This window comes from Campylobacter sp. CH186 (assembly GCF_004378925.1).
In the GTDB taxonomy this organism is placed as follows: Bacteria; Campylobacterota; Campylobacteria; order Campylobacterales; family Campylobacteraceae; genus Campylobacter_D; species Campylobacter_D jejuni.
The window spans coordinates 172,612-189,695 of record NZ_RYYB01000002.1 but is presented as its reverse complement, the minus strand read 5'-3'; the positions used below and the strand labels follow the sequence as shown (position 1 = coordinate 189,695).

Below are 17,084 nucleotides of genomic sequence, written 5' to 3'. Positions count from 1 at the left end.
TAACCAATTAAACTTAAAAGGGGATTAAATAAAGGATTAAATAGTATAAATATTTGTGTAAGTATTTATATAAGTATAATGGGGGCTATATTTTAATGATAATAAAAAATGCAAGATATAATATACTATTATTAGGATTAAAAGGCTTGACTTAGGGAAGATAATTTCCCTAAGTTTTAGAAATATTTAAAAATTTTAATATTTTAAAAAATACTCTTGAATTTTTTTAGGATCACTTGTTTTTGTAAGCGCTAACATAAGTAAAACTCTTGCTTTTTGAGGATTCAAATCTTCAGCACTAATAAAACCTAATTTTTCATCTGAATCACTCACAGCAACACGACCTGCTACAACCCTTGAACTTACAACAACATCAAGTCCTTTTTTCATAAGCTCTTTTAAAACATTTTTTTGATCTTCATGTATACTTCCTGCACCACTTCCTGCAACAACTATACCTTTAGTTCCATGTTCAAATAAAGCTTTTGCAGCGACACCACTACCATCATTTGAATAGCTATAAAGAATATCTACTTTTGGCAAACTTGCGAGTTTGCTTACATCAAAAGGAGCGTTTTTTGTATGAGCTTTAATAACATTATTATAGAAAAAGACTTTACCATCTACTATATAACCCAAATCCCCAAAATCAGGAGAAGAGAAAGCATCAACATTTAAACTATGGGTTTTTACCACGCCTCTAGCACTTAAAATTTTATCATTCATAGCTACCATAACACCCTTGCCCTTAGACTCTTTATCAGCAGCTAATGCTACAGCATTGTAAAGATTTTTTGGCCCATCTGCACTTATAGCAGTTGATGGACGCATAGCGCCAACTAAAACTACAGGCTTATCGCTTTTAATGGTTAAATTTAAAAAATAAGCAGTTTCTTCCATGGTGTCAGTACCATGAGTTATAACCACACCATCCACCCCTTCGGCAAAAAGCTTATTGATTTCTTTAGCGAGCTTTAGCCAAATTTCATCACGCATATTTGAACTATCAATATTTGCTATTTGTTCCCCACTAATATTAGCTAAATCTTGAATTTGTGGAACCGCTTTGATTAAAACATCTACGCCAACAACTCCAGCCGTATAACCTGTTGTGGCAACAGCACTATCAATAGAACCTGCTATCGTTCCACCTGTTGCTAAAATAGCAATCTTTGGTTTAGCTTCTGCCATACATGCTCCTATAGATAAAAATACTAATACACACAATAGTAACTTTTTCACAATTCTCCCCTTATTTTGTTAAAATTCGTTTCATTAATGAAACCTATATAATATTAATAAATAATAAATAAAAATTTTATAAATTTTATAAAATTTCTTTAATAATAAATTGTGGAGTTACTAATCCTCTAAATTCATTCTTAGAAATACTTCCAAGCAAAGAAATATTTTGATTCAATTCTGGCTCTTTATCAAAATTAAAAAATAAAGCTTCTATGGTTTTATTTTCCTTGGTTAAAATAAGCTTTAAGTGTTTTTCATCTTTACCTAGAAGTTTTTTATTTTTTACACAAAGATTTTCTAAAACAAAAAAAGGTCGTGGATTTTTATGTCCAAAAGGTTCAAAAGATTCTAAAATTTCAAGCATTTCAAAATCAATTTCACTAGGTTCTAAGATTCCTAAAATTTCATCTGTATCCAAAAATTCACTTTCAGAAATTTGCGAACATTCTTTTTTGATTTTATTTTTAAATTGTTCAAAATTTTCAGAGTTTAAACTGATTCCAGCAGCACCTTTATGACCACCATAATTGCTTAATATAGAATTTGTCTTAGAAATTAAAGCTAAAATATCAATCTTGCCAACACTTCTTGCGCTACCTTTTAAGTGTTCTTCATTTTGAGAAAATACAAAAGCAGGTTTATTAAAATGTTTAGCTAAACGACTTGCCACAATCCCTAAAACCCCTTCATGCCAATTTAAACCCGATACCACAATACAAGAATCGTTTTCATCGATTTGATTTAAACTATCTTCAAAAAGCTGTTTTTCTTCATCTTTACGACTTTCATTAAAACTAACAATTTGCTCTAGATATTCTAAAGCTTTATTAAAATCTTTAGTGTGTAAAAATTCATAAGAAATACTTGCATCATCCATTCTTCCAGCACTATTTATAAGCGGAGCAATTAAAAATCCTATATTATCAAGGGCAAATTTATCCTTTTGATAATAATGCTTAATAGCCCGAAAAGCAGCTCTTTTAGATTTGTTAATATGATCTATACCACGCCTTACTAAAGCACGATTTAAATCTCTAAGCTCCATCATATCTGCAATAATTGCAATCGCCAAAAGTTCTAAAAATTTACTCATATCGTATTTAAGCTTGCAAACTTCTTTTAAAGCTGCTATCAAATACCATGCCACTTGAGCTCCACAAATTTCAATTTCTGGAAAATCACAATCTTTTTGCTTTGGATTGATAATGGCAAAAGCATCAGGTAAAACATCTTGAGGCATATGATGATCAGTGATAATCAAATCTATATTTTTTTCTTTACAGAGTTTGGCTGCTTCAAGAGCAGCTATTCCATTATCTACTGTTATTATTAAATTCACATCAAGTTCGTTGATAATCTCAGCATTTAATCCATATCCATCTTTAAAACGATTTGGAATTCTTACTATATAATCAAAACCTATATCATCGAAAAATTCTGCCATAATAACACAAGAAATGATTCCATCAACATCATAATCCCCTACTATGGCGACTTTCTCATTTTTTTCTACAGCTTCTTTGATGCGATTAGCTGCTTTATATGCATCCTTTAAACAGCATGGCAAAGGCAGATCGCAAAGTTTGGTATGCAAATCTTTTTCAAAGCGTGAAGCCAAATTTTTTTTAATTTCATTTTTATTAATTATCTTCATAGTTTATAGCTGCCTTGATAAAACCGTAAATCACAGGATTAACATGCTCAAGTCTTGATGTAAATTCTGGATGAAACTGCACAGCCAAGAAAAAAGGATGACAGTTAAGCTCAACCGCTTCGATCAATCCTTTGCTTTCACCACTTACAATCAAACCGTGTTTTTCAAAATCTGCTCTATATTTTGGATTTGCTTCATAACGGTGGCGGTGGCGTTCTTTTACACTTTTTGCTTCATTATAAACCTTAGCCAAAAGGGATTTTTCCTTAATATCGCATTTATAAGCTCCTAAACGCATAGTTCCGCCTAAAGGAGTTTTTGCAGTACGAATTTGTTTTTCTCCATTTGTATCCATAAATTCATCAATCAAATAAACCACAGGATTTTGGCATTTCTCATCAAATTCACTTGAATTTGCATCTTTAAGTTTTAATACATTTCTAGCAAATTCCACCAAAGCAAGCTGCATACCCAAACAAATTCCTAAAAAAGGAATTTTATTTTCTCTTGCGTATTGAATGGCTTTTATCTTACCTTCTACACCACGATATCCAAATCCCCCTGCAACTAAAATTCCACTCACATCTTTAAATACTTCAGCACTTTCCATATTTTCAAGTTTTTCACTATCTACCCATTTTAACTCCACTTTAGTATCTAGAGCTGCACCTGCGTGTATAATAGCTTCAGTAAGGCTTTTATAGCTTTCTTTTAAATCCACATATTTGCCTACAAAAGCGATTTTAACTTCATTGCTTGGAGCTATAACTCTTTTTACCAAAGAGTCCCAATTTTCCATATTAGGTTTTAAATTTTTCAAATCCAAAATTTCAGCAATAGGACTTAAAATATCTTGCTTTAAAAAATTAAGTGGAATTTGATAAATACTAGCCGCATCAACACTTTCTATTACACAATTTTTTTCCACCCCACAAGAAATAGCAATTTTATCTTTTAAATCTCTATCAAGAGCTTTTTCACTACGACAAATAATCATATCAGGACCAATACCTATGCGTCTTAACTCGCCTACACTATGTTGAGTTGGCTTTGTTTTTAATTCCCCTGCAGCCTTGATAAAAGGCACTAGAGTAAGATGAATATTCATAGCATTATTTTTACCCACTTCCAAACGCAAAGCACGAATAGCTTCTAAAAAAGGCAAACCTTCTATATCCCCAACAGTTCCGCCTATTTCAACGATGAGTATATCTTTGCCTTCTCCTGCTTTTTTAATGCGATCTTTGATTTCTCCTACTATATGAGGGATAACTTGAATGGTTTTGCCAAGATATTCTCCACGCCTTTCTTTTTCAATCACACTTTGATAAACGCGTCCTGTAGTAAAGTTATTATCTTGAGATAAACTCTCATCCAAAAAACGCTCATAATGCCCCAAATCAAGATCCGTTTCTGCTCCATCATCAGTTACAAAAACTTCCCCATGCTCAAAAGGACTCATAGTGCCTGGATCGACATTGATATAAGGATCAGCTTTTAAAATACTCACTTTAAGCCCTGAATTTTTTAAAAGTGTTGCGATAGAAGCAGCGGCTATTCCTTTACCTAAAGAACTTAAAACTCCACCTGTTACAAAAATATATTTTGTTTGTTTCATTGATAATAAGCCTTATTTTTTTATCTAATTATAACTTGATAAAACTTTTTATTTCATTAGAATTTTAAGTAAAAAATGCAAGAATTACAAAAAATATTTTTATCAAAAAAGGAATAAGCATGCAAATCACTTTACTTTTTCACACTCCATTATCTGTTTGTTCTCATGCAACAAGAACTTGTTGGCAAAGCTTTGAAAAAGGCGATTGCGGTGGCGAAAAAGATAAAGAACTTATCGATCGCGTGGGCAATAAATTCAAACACGCTTCAACCTTAGAACATCTAAACTATACTTTTTATATACAAGGAATTTCAAGAGCTTGTTTACAAGAAGTTGCAAGACACCGTCACACTAGTCCTAGTGTAAAAAGCACGCGTTATACCTTAAAAGAACTTCGCAATGAAGGTGAGTTTAAAATAGGAGATTTTGAAAATGCAAGCCGTTATCTTGTGCTTTGTGGTAATGAAGAGGTTGATAACGCAAGCATTAAAGCCTTAGAAAATTTACGCACTATTTTACAAAAAAGTATTAGCCTAGATATAGCCAAATACTGCTTACCAGAAAGCTATAAAACCGAACTTACACTAACGATTAATGCAAGAAGTTTACAAAATTTTATATCTTTGCGTAGTTCAAAATCAGCTCTTTGGGAGATTAGAAATTTAGCAAATGCTTTATTTGAAGCCTTACCACAAGAACACAAATTTATATTTGAACATTGCCTACATAAAGATATAGAATAAATCATACTAATTTTATCTTATTTAAAATATTTTTATGCTACTATTTATAAAATCAAGCTTTATGCAAGTATATTTTCATATACCTTGTGCTTGATTATAGTTTCTTATAAGGACTTTTTATGAATAAACAATTTTTTCAAGATTTTCTAATGCTTTCACAAGCTCATACTATAGCTACTCTTGCTATACTTTGTGTTGTTTTTTACGCATTAAAAAAAATGCGGGATATAAAAATCAATTTTTCTCTTCGCATGCTATTTGCGCTTTTAATGGGTTTGGGGTTTGGTTTTGCTTTGCAATATTTGGCAAATTTTCCAGATGCTGAAGAAGCAAGCAATATTCTTTGGTATAGTGAAACAAAACATTGGTTTGCATTTGTAAGTTCTGTTTTTGTAGCTTTTATAAAAATGCTAGTTGTTCCTCTTGTAAGCATTTGCATTATAAAAGTAATTATAGAAATTGATAAAAATATCAAAATATCTTCCTTACTTGGAATAAGTCTTTTTTGGATACTCTTTAGCACAGCCATAGCTGCAACCTTGGGTATATTTTTAGGTTATAGTTTTGATTTAGGAAGTAATTTTGCTATACATGAAGGAGATAAACAAATTCGCGAAATTCAAACTTTTTCAAATATTATACTAGGGCTAATACCTAGCAACATCATTACAGCTATTGATAAAGAAAATATTATAGCTATTGTCATTTTTTCTTTTTTTATAGGAATTAGCGCTAAAAAAATTTCTAAAAAAGAAGAGTATGAACAAGCCTTTAAAAGTTTTCATAATTTTATCCTAACCTTTTATAATATTATGATGAACATGACTGCTACAGTTATTAGATTTATGCCTTATGCTGTAGTTTGTATGATGGCTAATGTGCTTTTAAGCAATGGTTTTGAAGCTATCAAAACAGCTGGACTTTTTATAATGCTTATTTATATGGCTATGTTTATAATGTTTGGGGTGCATTTTTTGCTTCTTGCTTCACAAGGGTTAAACCCTATAAAATATGCAAAAAAAGCCTTTCCTGTATGGTTATTTGCATTTAGCTCAAGATCTTCTTTAGGCACTTTGCCTATGACCACTTCAACTTTGCAAAATAAATTTGGAGTTAATTCAGCTATAGCTAATTTTGTAGCATCTATAGGTACAACAACAGGACTTAATGGTTGTGCGGGATATTTTCCAGCTTTAGCGGCAGTTTTTGTAGCTTTTGCTACACATACACATATTGATTTTACATTTGCTTTAATGATAGTTTTGGTAGCTGTTATTGGATCCTTGGGTATAGCTGGGGTACCTGGAAGTGCAACTATGGCAGCTTCTATTATGCTAGCAGGGATTGGATTTGGTAATAATTTTGTCATGCTAAGTTTGATTTTAGCCATAGATCCTGTTATAGATATGGCAAGAACAGCAAGCAATGTCTCAGGAGCTATGACTTCGGCACTTTGTACTGCAAAAAACCTAAAAGCTCTAGATAAAGAAATTTACAATTCTTAATCTTTTAAAACCCAATGCTTTTCATTGGGTTTTAGTATTTATTGGCAACCTTCACATTCTATGCTACGATCTGCAACATTGACTTTTTCACTATCAGGGCTTTCACTTCTTAAATAATAAGTAGATTTTACTCCAAGCTCCCAAGCAAGTTGATAAATTTCATTTAAATATCCCCCACTTGCTTTATCAAGTGATAAAAAGATATTTAAACTCTGCCCTTGATCGATCCATTTACCACGCACAGCAGCAGCCTTTACAAGAATTTTTTGATCAAGTTCGTAGGCTGGAGTATAGTATTGCCAAGTATCAAGGCTTAAATTTGGCACAACAACAGGTATCATACCACTTAAATTTTGTTCAAACCACTTTCTTTTGTAAACAGGTTCTATAGTCTGCGTAGTACCCACCAAGATAGAAATAGAAGAAGTAGGTGCAATGGCCATCAAATAACCATTTCTCATACCATCTTTTTTAACTTTTTCTCTAAGTTTAACCCAGTCGCATTCACTTTGATCAAATAAGCCTTCTCTTAAAGTTAAAGCTTTAGCCTTAGGACTTGCTACATCAATAGGAAAAATCCCCTTGCTCCAATTTGATCCTTCAAAATCTTCATAAGAACCTTTTTCAAGAGCTAAATTTGAACTCGCATTAATAGCCTCAAAGCTAATTTGCTCCATAATCTCATCGATTTTATTTAAATGCTCATCGCTTCCCCAATGAATCTTAGCCTCAGCAAGCATTTGTGCTTCACCCATGACTCCAAGACCTATGGCGCGAGATTTTAAATTTGTATCTTTTACTTTTCTATGAGGATAAAAATTTAAATCAATTACATTATCAAGCATACGAATAGCCGTTGGCACAACACGCTCTATATCTTCTTTAGTATACACTTTGCTAAGATTTATACTTGCTAAATTACAAACGGCTGTTTTTCCATCATTTTTATATTTTTCCACTATATAAACTTTATTACCATTAATACTATCTAAAGTTGAGATTTTTTTGGCTGGTTTTTCATATCCCCCATCGATCACAATCTTTTGCTCTTCATCAAAATGAAGCTCATCTCCATTTTCAAAAACTACTTTAATTTGATAATAATTTGGCTCGGTATTTTGAAAAATTTCAGTACATAAATTTGAACTTCTAATAATTCCTACATGAGCATTTGGATTTGCTCTATTAGCACTATCTTTAAAACATAAAAATGGCAAGCCTGTTTCAAAATAATTTAGTAAAATTTTCTTCCAAAGCTCTTTGGCTTCTACAATTTCTTTTACAATGCTTTCATCTTTTTCGTATTCTTCATAGCGTTTTTCAAAAGCCTCACCATACAAATCGCATAAATCTGCTGTATCTGCAGGATCAAAAAGAGTCCATTTATCATTAGCCCTTACTCTTTTCATGAAAAGATCATTAATCCATAAAGCAGGGAAAAGTTCATGTGCACGGCGTCTTTCTTCACCTGAATTTTTACGCAAATCGATAAAATCACTTATATCCATGTGCCAAGGTTCTATATAAACGGCTATAGCTCCTTTTCTAGTTCCTAGTTGATCTACTGCTACGGCAATATCGTTGGTAATTTTCAAGAAAGGTATAATCCCTCCTGCAGCATTTTTATGCCCATCTATGCTTCCACCCATAGCACGCACTTTAGACCAATCCCAACCTATGCCGCCACCAAATTTAGAAAGCAAAGCCATTTCTTGGTAAGAATCAAAAATACCTTCAATATTATCAGGAGTTGAACCTATATAACAAGAACTAAGCTGATGGCGTGTTGTTCTTGCATTAGATAAAGTCGGAGTTGCAAGCATGAGTTCAAATTTAGAAATTAAATCATAAAATTTCTTCGCCCATTCTTGAGGATTAAATTCATTCTGCGCTAAAAACATCGCAATGGCCATAAACATTTGTTGAGGAAGTTCTATAGGCATACCTTTACTATCTTTAATCAAGTATCTATCATATAAAGTTTTAATACCAAGATAAGTAAATTGCATATCGCGTTCAGGTTTAATATAAGCATTTAAATCATCTAAATCATATTTTTCTTTAAGACCAAGTAAAATTCTTCCTTCTTTTTCACCCTTTTGAAAATACTCACGCAAATGATTATAGCGATTCATACCATTAACTTTTTTATATAAATCAAATAAAAAAAGTCTAGCTGCAACAAAGGTCCAATTTGGACAATCAATATCTATCTTATCTACTGCAGTTTTAATTAAAGTTTTTTGAATTTCTTCAGTTGAAATTCCATCACGAAATTGAATCTTTGCATCAAGTTCAAGTTCGCTTAAATTCACACCTTCTAAATCTTTTACAGCATCAGAGGTGCATTTTTTGATCTTAGAAACATCCAATTCTTCTGTACGACCATTTCTTTTAATAACTTTCATTGCCTTCCTTGCTTTTTATTTAAATGTTCTTTTAAAAATTGCATCAACATTTTTTGTATAGTAGTTATAATCGAAACATTTTCTTACATCCTCTTCACTCAAACTTTTTCTTAAATCTTCATCACTTAAAAGCGCTAACAAAAACAAACTTTCATTTTTTTCATTGATAGCAGCCTTGCCATTTTGCAAATCTGCCCAAACTTTCATAGCGTTTCTTTGAACTATTTTATAAGCTTCTTCACGACTAATGCCTTTAAATGGAAGTTCTAAAAGCACCCTTCCTGAAAATACAAGTCCGCCTGTAAGATTTAAATTTTTCATCATATTTTCAGGATAAACCAAAAGCTTATCAATCAAATTTGTAAGACGCATAAGCATAAAATCAGCCGTGATAAAAGCATCAGGCAAAATAAATCTTTCAACACTAGAATGAGATATATCTCTTTCATGCCAAAGTGCGACATTTTCTAAAGCTGGAGTTACAAAAGATCTAAGCACACGACAAAGCCCTGTGATATTTTCACTTAAAACAGGATTTCTTTTATGTGGCATAGCTGAACTTCCTTTTTGTCCTACACTAAAATACTCTTCAGCCTCATAAACTTCAGTTCTTTGAAAATGTCTTATGGCTACAGCGATTTGCTCACAACTTGAAGCTAAAATCGCAATAGCAGAAATAACCTGAGCATAACGATCTCTTTGGATCACTTGATTTGAAACAGGAGCGGCCTTAAGACCTAAATTTTTACAAACTTCTTCTTCAAATTCTAAAGGAGCATGAGCAAAATTTCCCATTGCACCGCTGATTTTTCCATAGCTTATCACTTCTTTTGCATGTTCTAAAAGCTCTTTTGCATGCGAAATTTCATCATACCAAATAGCTAGCACCAAACCAAAAGTAATAGGTTCTCCATGAATTCCATGACTTCTTCCTACCATTAAGGTGTTTTTATGCTCCAAAGCACGCTTTTTGATCGCTTCTAAAAGCAAAGAAACATCTTCTAAAATAAGCTCCAAACTCTCTTTTATCTGTAAAGCAACAGCTGTATCTATACAATCAGAACTTGTCATTGCATAATGCACAAAACGACTCTCTTCTCCCAAACTTTCACTTACACTTGTAAGAAAAGCTATAACATCATGTTTTGTGGTTTTTTCTATTTCATCTATTCTTGCAATATCAAATTTTGCATTTTTAAGAATTTTTTCGCAGTCTGTGTCATTAATGAGACCGAGTTTATTCCAAGCTTTTACAGCGGCTAATTCTACTTTCAGCCACGCATCGTATTTTGCTTGCATGTCCCATTTTTTAGCCATGATTTCTCTGCTATATCTTTCAACCATCTTTGAAACCTTTTTAGCTATAATTTTATATTTTAAAAAACAGAAATTATATCAAATTATCCTAAGAAAGTTATTAAATGGCCTACATAAAAATAAAACTCTCAAACAATGGAAAAAAGGCATTTCAAGTCCTTATGGAAAATTTAAAAATTAGCATAAATGAAGCACAAAAACTCATAGACAAAAAAAGGCTTTTTTGTGATGGAATTTTAGTAGAAGAAAAGAATAAAATTTTAAATGGTTTAGTAGAGCTTATAGTCTATGAAAACAATCCCAAAGGAGTAGAAATTGTCTTTGAAAATGAAGACTTTGCCATACTTGAAAAAGAAAGTGGGATCTTAAGCCATCCAAATGGTAGACATTGTAAATACAGTCTTAGTGATGAAATTTGGCATCTTTGGGGAAAAGAAGCTTGCGTAGCACACAGGCTCGATAAAGAAACGAGCGGACTTATACTTATAGCCAAAAATAAAAAAGCTCAAATTGATCTTAAAAGCTTGTTTGAAAAAAAACTAGTTCAAAAAGAATACCTTGCTCTAGCTCATGGAAAAATAGAAGAAAATTTTATAGTTGATAAAGCTATAAATTTAACTAAAAACTACGATGATATAAAAACAAGAATGCAAATTTGCAAAGAAGGAAAACAAGCTATCACTGAATTTGAAATTTTAGAATACTTTCCTAAAATCAACGCTACTCTTTTACTTTGTAAACCCTTAACAGGCAGACAACATCAAATAAGAGTACATTTGCATTATAAAAATCATACCATTTTAGGCGATCCACTATATGGGCTTAGCAAAAAACAAATCGAAAGTATTTTAGATGAAAAATTAAATCCTAAAGAACGCTTAAAACTTACAGGTGCCTTGCGTTTGTGTTTGCATTCTTATCGTTTGAAATTTCAATATAAAAATCAAAATTTTGATATCAACTCAAAAATAAACATAAAAGAAATTTTCAACAATTCCATAAAATAAAATGATGTTTCACTACGCTACAATCAATCACTTTTTTACCAAATTTTAAAACAAAAAAATAATTCTTGCTAAAACTTTAAGTATAATTAAATAAAAAAAGCGAGATTTTCCAATGAAATTTGTTAATTTTATACAGGGTCAAAAACACAATCTAGGAGTACTAAATTCTAGTGGAAAAATTGTAAGTTTTACTGATCTTGGCATTGAAACTAACGATATGAATGAATTTATTATCTATTTTGATAAATTTAAACACAAGCTTACAGACTTGGATTCTAAAATAGCCTATGAAATTCCAAAAGAAAATTATCTAGCCCCTATTATAGAACCTCGTCAAGATATTATATGTCTTGGGATTAATTTTTTAGATCATGCCAAAGAATCTGCCAAATTTAAGGGTGAAAAATTTGAAGAAAGAGAATATCCTGTATATTTTGGAAAACGCTGCAATCAAGCCACACCACCTTTTGGTGATATACCTTTACATGCAGATGTAACTTCTCAGCTTGATTACGAATGTGAGCTTGCATTTATTTTAAGTAAAGATGCTTATAAAATCAAAGCTAAAGATGCAAAAGATTATATCTTTGGTTATACTATTATCAATGAAATTTCAGCTCGCGAACTTCAAAAACGCCACAAACAATTCTACCGAGCAAAAAGTCTTGAAGGCAGCACTATAATGGGACCTTATATCACAAGCGTAGAAGAAATTTCTTACCCTCCTAAGCTCCAACTTCAAAGCTATGTCAATGATGAACTACGCCAAAATTCTAACACCCAATTGTTTATTTTTGATATTGCTTATGTCTTAGAAGAACTTAGCACGGGCATGCTTTTAAAAGCTGGAAGTATTATATCTATGGGAACTCCTAGTGGAGTAGGCATGGGGTTAAATCCACCTACTTTTTTAAAATCAGGAGATAAAGTACGTTGTGTCATAGAAAATTTAGGAGAACTTTGCAATAAAATAAAATAAAAAAACTTTAAATAAAAAATATCAATTATTAAACAATTTGCTAAAATTAAAGTATAATGACATTCTTAGAAATTTAAACTTAAGGTAGAAATTTGTTATGAAAAAAATAATAATAATTTTGTGTTTATCTTATGCAAATATAGTCTTTGCAGTAGATATGATAACCCCTATTCCAAATTCCATCTCTTATGATAAAGAAAAAGCTAAACTTGGAAAAAGTCTTTATATGGATAAAAGTTTATCCAAAGATGGAAAAGTTTCGTGCAATACTTGCCATAGACTTGATCAACACGGCGTTGATGGACTTGAATTTTCAATAGGAACTGATAATCAACTTGATAAACCCTTTAACACTCCTACAACTTTTAACTCTGTATTTAATTTTGTGCAATTTTGGAATGGTAGAGCCAAAGATTTAGCAGAACAAGCAAAAGTGCCTTTTTTTAATCCAAAAGAAATGGGACTAAGTCCTGAACTTCTTTTGCAAAAAGTTAATTCTAATGAAGATTATGTAAAAACTTTTAAAAAACTTTATGGAGAAGTTACGGTAGAAAACATAGCTCTTGCAGTTGCTGAATTTGAAAAAACCTTAATCACTCCAAATTCTCCTTTTGATCGCTATCTTAACGGAGATCAAAATGCTATTTCAGCTCAAGCTAAAAAAGGTTATAAAGATTTTAAAGCTAATGGCTGCATTTCTTGCCATCAAGGTCAAAATATAGGTGGAAATATGTTTCAAAAAATCGGTATTTTTGAAGAATACCCAAATCAAGAAGATTTAGGACGCTATGAAATCACAAAAAGAGAAGTTGATAAAATGGTATTTAAGGTTCCTAGTTTAAGAAATATAGCCAAAACTGCGCCTTATTTTCATGATGGTTCTATACCTACTTTAGATGCTTGTGTTCAGTTTATGGCTTACTATCAACTAGGAAAATTTTTAGATCAAGAAACAGTTGATAATATAGTTGCATTCTTAGAAAGCTTAACAGGAGAATATCATGACAAATAAAAAAAGTTCATTTTTGATAAAATTTATTATTTTATCTACGCTAGTTTTAGCTTTCATTCTTCTTTTATTAGGTATTATTTTTAATAACTACTCCTCATCTAAAGATAATAAAAACTTGATAAACACAGTTCAGCAGCTACAAATTTCAGATGAAAAAATCAATTTCGTTTTTCAAAATAGTTTTAATTTTATTAACTATGATCCAAGTGTTCAGGCAATAAAAAAAATGCAAGAAAACTTTAAAAAGCTTAAAAATTTTGGGATTGACATAAGTAAAGCAGAAGAAATTTTTAATGCCAAACTAATCCAGCTTAATTATTTCAAATCTGCAAATTCCATAGCGGTAAATTCAAAACTTTACTTGTTTGAATTGGCTAAAAATTATTTTGAAGAATTAGAACAAAACCATGAAACAAATAAAAACAACTATAAAACAATGAACTCTATGTTAAGCGTTCTTTCAACTGAAAGTATTTTGCAAAAAACAACACTCAATCAACTCAACAGTCTTATGAAAGAAATCAAAAACGATACAAAAAGTGAAAATTTACAACTTTTTTTAAAACACTATAAAATGATTGTAAAACAAATTTCTGTTATGCAAGATAATTCTTCTATTTATGAGAATAATTCTCTTATGAAAGAGTTAAAACAACTTAACACTTTCACCCAAAATGCTATAGAGCAGTCCAATTTATTTAAATTTTATATCGCTTTAACAGTGTTTGGAATTACTATCATATTATTTGTATTTTTTATTTTATTAACACTAAAAAAAGTCATCATGCCAATTCATACTTTAGAAAAATTAAGCGCTAATTTAGCTAGTAAAGAAGCCAATCTACACTCTCGTTTAAATATAGATCCAAAAAGCGAGCTTGGACAAAGCGCTCAATATATTAATTCATTTATTTCCACCGTTCAAAACTCAATCATAGAAGCCATAGAAAACGCCAAATCAAGTCATCAAAATTCACAAAAGCTCAAAAATAATTCCATGATGCTTGAAAACAGTTCTAATTCACAACATGAACAAATTCAAGGCGTTAAAGAAATCACCTATGTCTTAGATGATCATATCAATCTTGCGGGAAATTTAGCACAAGAAAGCATAGAAAATATGCAAGATATGCACATACTGATGGATAAGGTAGAACTTACTCTATCTGAACTTGTAAATTTAATAAATGAAAATAATAAAAAAGAACAAAATATAGTAGCCAATATGGACAATCTAACCCAAAGTGCAGATAATATCATAGAAATTACAAGTTCTATTAGAGATATAGCCGATCAAACCAATCTACTTGCTTTGAATGCAGCTATTGAAGCTGCAAGAGCGGGCGAACATGGACGGGGTTTTGCAGTTGTTGCTGATGAAGTAGGTCAACTTGCCGATAAAACAAGCAAATCTCTTTTAAATATCAATGCTACTGTTAATGCTATAGTCCAACAAATCAATGACAACAAAGCCTTGATGGATCTTATCCATGATTCTATGAAAGAAACCTCTTTAAAAACCAATGATTTACAACAAGAACTTGTAAATTCTATGCATAAACTAGAAAGTTCTATAGAATCAACCCAAACCATGAGAGATAAAAGTATGGAAGTAAAAGATAGAATGCTTATCCTAGGAACAAGCATAGACAAGGTTAATGAGCTTGCAAATTCTGTTAAAGATTTATCATGCGAAATCAATAACATCTCTCAAAATGTTCTAAATGGTGCGTCTAAACTCTCTGAAAAATTAAGTAGCTTTCAGTAACTTTTTTCGTGTTAATTTAAATTAACACGAAATTTTAATAAAAAATTTATTTTTAATTTATGTTTTTAAAGTAAAATTAACAGTTTTTATTTCATAAGGAGATACTATGGAGTTTCTTGAACTTTTATTAGTTTTAATCGCCTTGATACTGATTATCAAAAAACCAGAAAAAGAAAATTTGGCTTTTGGTTTGGTAATGGTAGCTTGGCTTTTAATGGTTTTTTTCTATGTTGGCCACAAAACAGGCGCACTATTAACAATAATGAATCTGTAAGGAAGGGCTAAATGAACGAAATCAATAAAACAAAAAATTTCTACACACTAATGTGTTTAGCAGGCTTTTTGATCATACTCTTGCCTGTAGGTATCGCAAATTTTGTATTTGGTTATATGTTGGGCGATAGTCCTTGCACGCTTTGCTGGGGACAAAGAGAAGCAATGATCTTTATTGGTGTGATGGCACTTTTCATTGTTCGTTATGGCATGAAAGGTAAATACCTTGCTGCTCTTTTAATCATGACAGCAATAGGGCTTTATCAATCTTTTGCTCACTATGGTAATCACGCTCATAGAGATTTAGATCAAGGTTTTGGTTTAGCAGTTTTTGGTATCCATACTTATTTTTGGGCCGAAGTGGTATTTTGGGCTGTTGTATTGCTTTTAGGTGTGATTTTTGCTTTTGCTCCTAAATTTAATGCTTTTGAATTAGAATTAAACGGGGAAAAATTTAGAAAATATACGAAATTTTCTCTCGCAGCTGTAGTTATCAGTGCGATTGTAGTAGCTTCAAATGTTTTCCAAGCTTTTGTAAGCACAGGAATTCCTCCTTATGTAGGACAAGGCGATCCTGTAAGATTTAGCTTAAATCCAAAATACATCATTTGGAGTAAAGAAGGTTGGAATGGTTTGTGGCAAAATATTTCTTTCTTAGGAAAACGCGATGTTAAAGCTCCTGATTATGCTTTTGCACCTGCAAGTGAAAAACTTGGCATAAAATTTGATAATGATATCAACAATGCTCCATTTGCAAAAATCAATGATGAACTTAAAATCACAAATGAACAAACCATAAATTTTAATAAAGCAATCAATACTCTTGATTATATCAACAATGAATTTGTAATAAGCTCTAAATGGGATGTGGCTTTCTTAGATAATAATTTTAGCGTTAAAGAAGGTTTTGAACTTGATCCTTATTTTTCAGCTTCTATTGATCCAATTATTGGTATCATACCTTATATGAATGATAAATTCATTCTTATGGGCTCAAACAAATCTTTCTTAAGATTTGCAAAAAATCCTAATGCAAGTGAAGAAGATATCGCTAAACAATACGCTGATTTTGCAAAAGGCAATGATAAATTTAAAGGCCAAGGAGAAGGTTTAGGTCGTGGAAGACTTGATACTGTAAGAGCGAAATTTAACCATGTAGCAAGCATGACTACAGATGGAAATTATCTTTATCTTGCAACTGTTCCAAACAACAAAGACGCTAAAACTTTTGTAATCTCTAAAGTTTCTTTAAAAGATCGTGTTCTTTCAGGAGAATTTACTCCAAAAGCAAATCTTAAAGAAGGTAAAACTTTAGGCGATCTTTATGTAACTTCTATGACTTTTAAAGATGGAGAAATTTATGCACTTAGCAAAAACCACAATGTGATTGCCGTAATTAATCCAGTTAAAGAAGAAGTAGTAAAAACCATCGCTTTCCCAAGCTCTATCACTAATGCTAGAAGCATTTTCTTTAAAGATGGAAAAATCAACATTCTTTCTTATCAAGATGGAGCAAACAAACTTTATACTCTAAACTAAAAAATAAAAGCCCTAA

At 31.4% G+C, this 17,084-nt stretch carries 13 protein-coding genes; 8 read left to right on the top strand and 5 right to left on the bottom strand.

What is annotated here, in order from left to right; genetic code table 11:
- Nucleotides 1-195 precede the first annotated feature (195 nt).
- From ELQ09_RS03800 to ELQ09_RS03790, 3 genes are all read right to left on the bottom strand, one after another.
- Nucleotides 196-1,227 carry a type II asparaginase gene (locus ELQ09_RS03800; RefSeq protein WP_257841180.1) on the bottom strand — a complete coding sequence of 344 codons (1,032 nt, stop codon included), beginning with the start codon at nt 1,225-1,227 and terminating at the stop codon, nt 196-198.
- A 100-nt stretch (nt 1,228-1,327) separates the two neighbouring features.
- Nucleotides 1,328-2,899: a single-stranded-DNA-specific exonuclease RecJ gene (gene recJ, locus ELQ09_RS03795; RefSeq protein ID WP_134224683.1), complete on the bottom strand. Its 1,572-nt coding sequence runs from the start codon at nt 2,897-2,899 to the stop codon at nt 1,328-1,330.
- Nucleotides 2,886-4,517 carry a CTP synthase gene (locus ELQ09_RS03790; RefSeq protein ID WP_134263775.1) on the bottom strand — a complete coding sequence of 544 codons (1,632 nt, stop codon included), beginning with the start codon at nt 4,515-4,517 and terminating at the stop codon, nt 2,886-2,888. Before ELQ09_RS03790 ends, recJ begins: the two co-directional genes overlap by 14 nt.
- Before the next feature lie 119 nt (nt 4,518-4,636).
- On the opposite strand from ELQ09_RS03790, the gene thyX reads away from it, so the two are divergent.
- A complete protein-coding gene (gene thyX / locus ELQ09_RS03785; protein ID WP_002860160.1) occupies nt 4,637-5,260 on the top strand; it encodes an FAD-dependent thymidylate synthase in 624 nt (207 codons plus the stop codon).
- 119 nt (nt 5,261-5,379) lie between these two features.
- The gene (locus tag ELQ09_RS03780) at nt 5,380-6,765 is read left to right on the top strand and encodes a cation:dicarboxylase symporter family transporter (protein ID WP_134224682.1); all 1,386 of its coding nucleotides are present in this window, start codon (nt 5,380-5,382) and stop codon (nt 6,763-6,765) included.
- Nucleotides 6,766-6,803: 38 nt separating this feature from the next.
- Here ELQ09_RS03780 and ELQ09_RS03775 read toward each other — a convergent pair whose 3' ends face one another.
- Together ELQ09_RS03775 and purB are read right to left on the bottom strand one after the other, a co-directional pair.
- Entirely contained in the window at nt 6,804-9,173 is a 2,370-nt protein-coding gene (locus tag ELQ09_RS03775; protein WP_134224681.1) for a ribonucleoside-diphosphate reductase subunit alpha, read from the bottom strand.
- 15 nt (nt 9,174-9,188) lie between these two features.
- Nucleotides 9,189-10,517, bottom strand: a complete 1,329-nt coding sequence (gene purB, locus ELQ09_RS03770) for an adenylosuccinate lyase (protein WP_044261804.1) — start codon at nt 10,515-10,517, stop codon at nt 9,189-9,191.
- Between the two features lie 77 nt (nt 10,518-10,594).
- Between purB and ELQ09_RS03765 the strand changes: the two genes are divergently transcribed.
- The 6 genes from ELQ09_RS03765 (at nt 10,595) to dsbI (ending at nt 17,068) form a co-directional block, all read left to right on the top strand.
- Complete coding sequence (locus ELQ09_RS03765; RefSeq protein ID WP_070316625.1) at nt 10,595-11,497, top strand: RluA family pseudouridine synthase; 903 nt, start codon at nt 10,595-10,597, stop codon at nt 11,495-11,497.
- A 112-nt stretch (nt 11,498-11,609) separates the two neighbouring features.
- Nucleotides 11,610-12,476 (top strand): fumarylacetoacetate hydrolase family protein, encoded by an 867-nt coding sequence (locus ELQ09_RS03760; RefSeq protein ID WP_070316624.1) that lies wholly within the window; start codon nt 11,610-11,612, stop codon nt 12,474-12,476.
- Between the two features lie 97 nt (nt 12,477-12,573).
- Nucleotides 12,574-13,488 carry a cytochrome-c peroxidase gene (locus ELQ09_RS03755; RefSeq protein ID WP_070316623.1) on the top strand — a complete coding sequence of 305 codons (915 nt, stop codon included), beginning with the start codon at nt 12,574-12,576 and terminating at the stop codon, nt 13,486-13,488.
- Complete coding sequence (locus tag ELQ09_RS03750; RefSeq protein ID WP_134263774.1) at nt 13,478-15,256, top strand: methyl-accepting chemotaxis protein; 1,779 nt, start codon at nt 13,478-13,480, stop codon at nt 15,254-15,256. Before ELQ09_RS03755 ends, ELQ09_RS03750 begins: the two co-directional genes overlap by 11 nt.
- A gap of 106 nt (nt 15,257-15,362) precedes the next feature.
- The gene (gene dba / locus ELQ09_RS03745) at nt 15,363-15,530 is read left to right on the top strand and encodes a disulfide bond formation protein Dba (protein WP_002779270.1); all 168 of its coding nucleotides are present in this window, start codon (nt 15,363-15,365) and stop codon (nt 15,528-15,530) included.
- 11 nt (nt 15,531-15,541) lie between these two features.
- Nucleotides 15,542-17,068 (top strand): disulfide bond formation protein DsbI, encoded by a 1,527-nt coding sequence (gene dsbI, locus ELQ09_RS03740; protein ID WP_070316621.1) that lies wholly within the window; start codon nt 15,542-15,544, stop codon nt 17,066-17,068.
- The last annotated feature ends 16 nt before the right edge of the window (nt 17,069-17,084 follow it).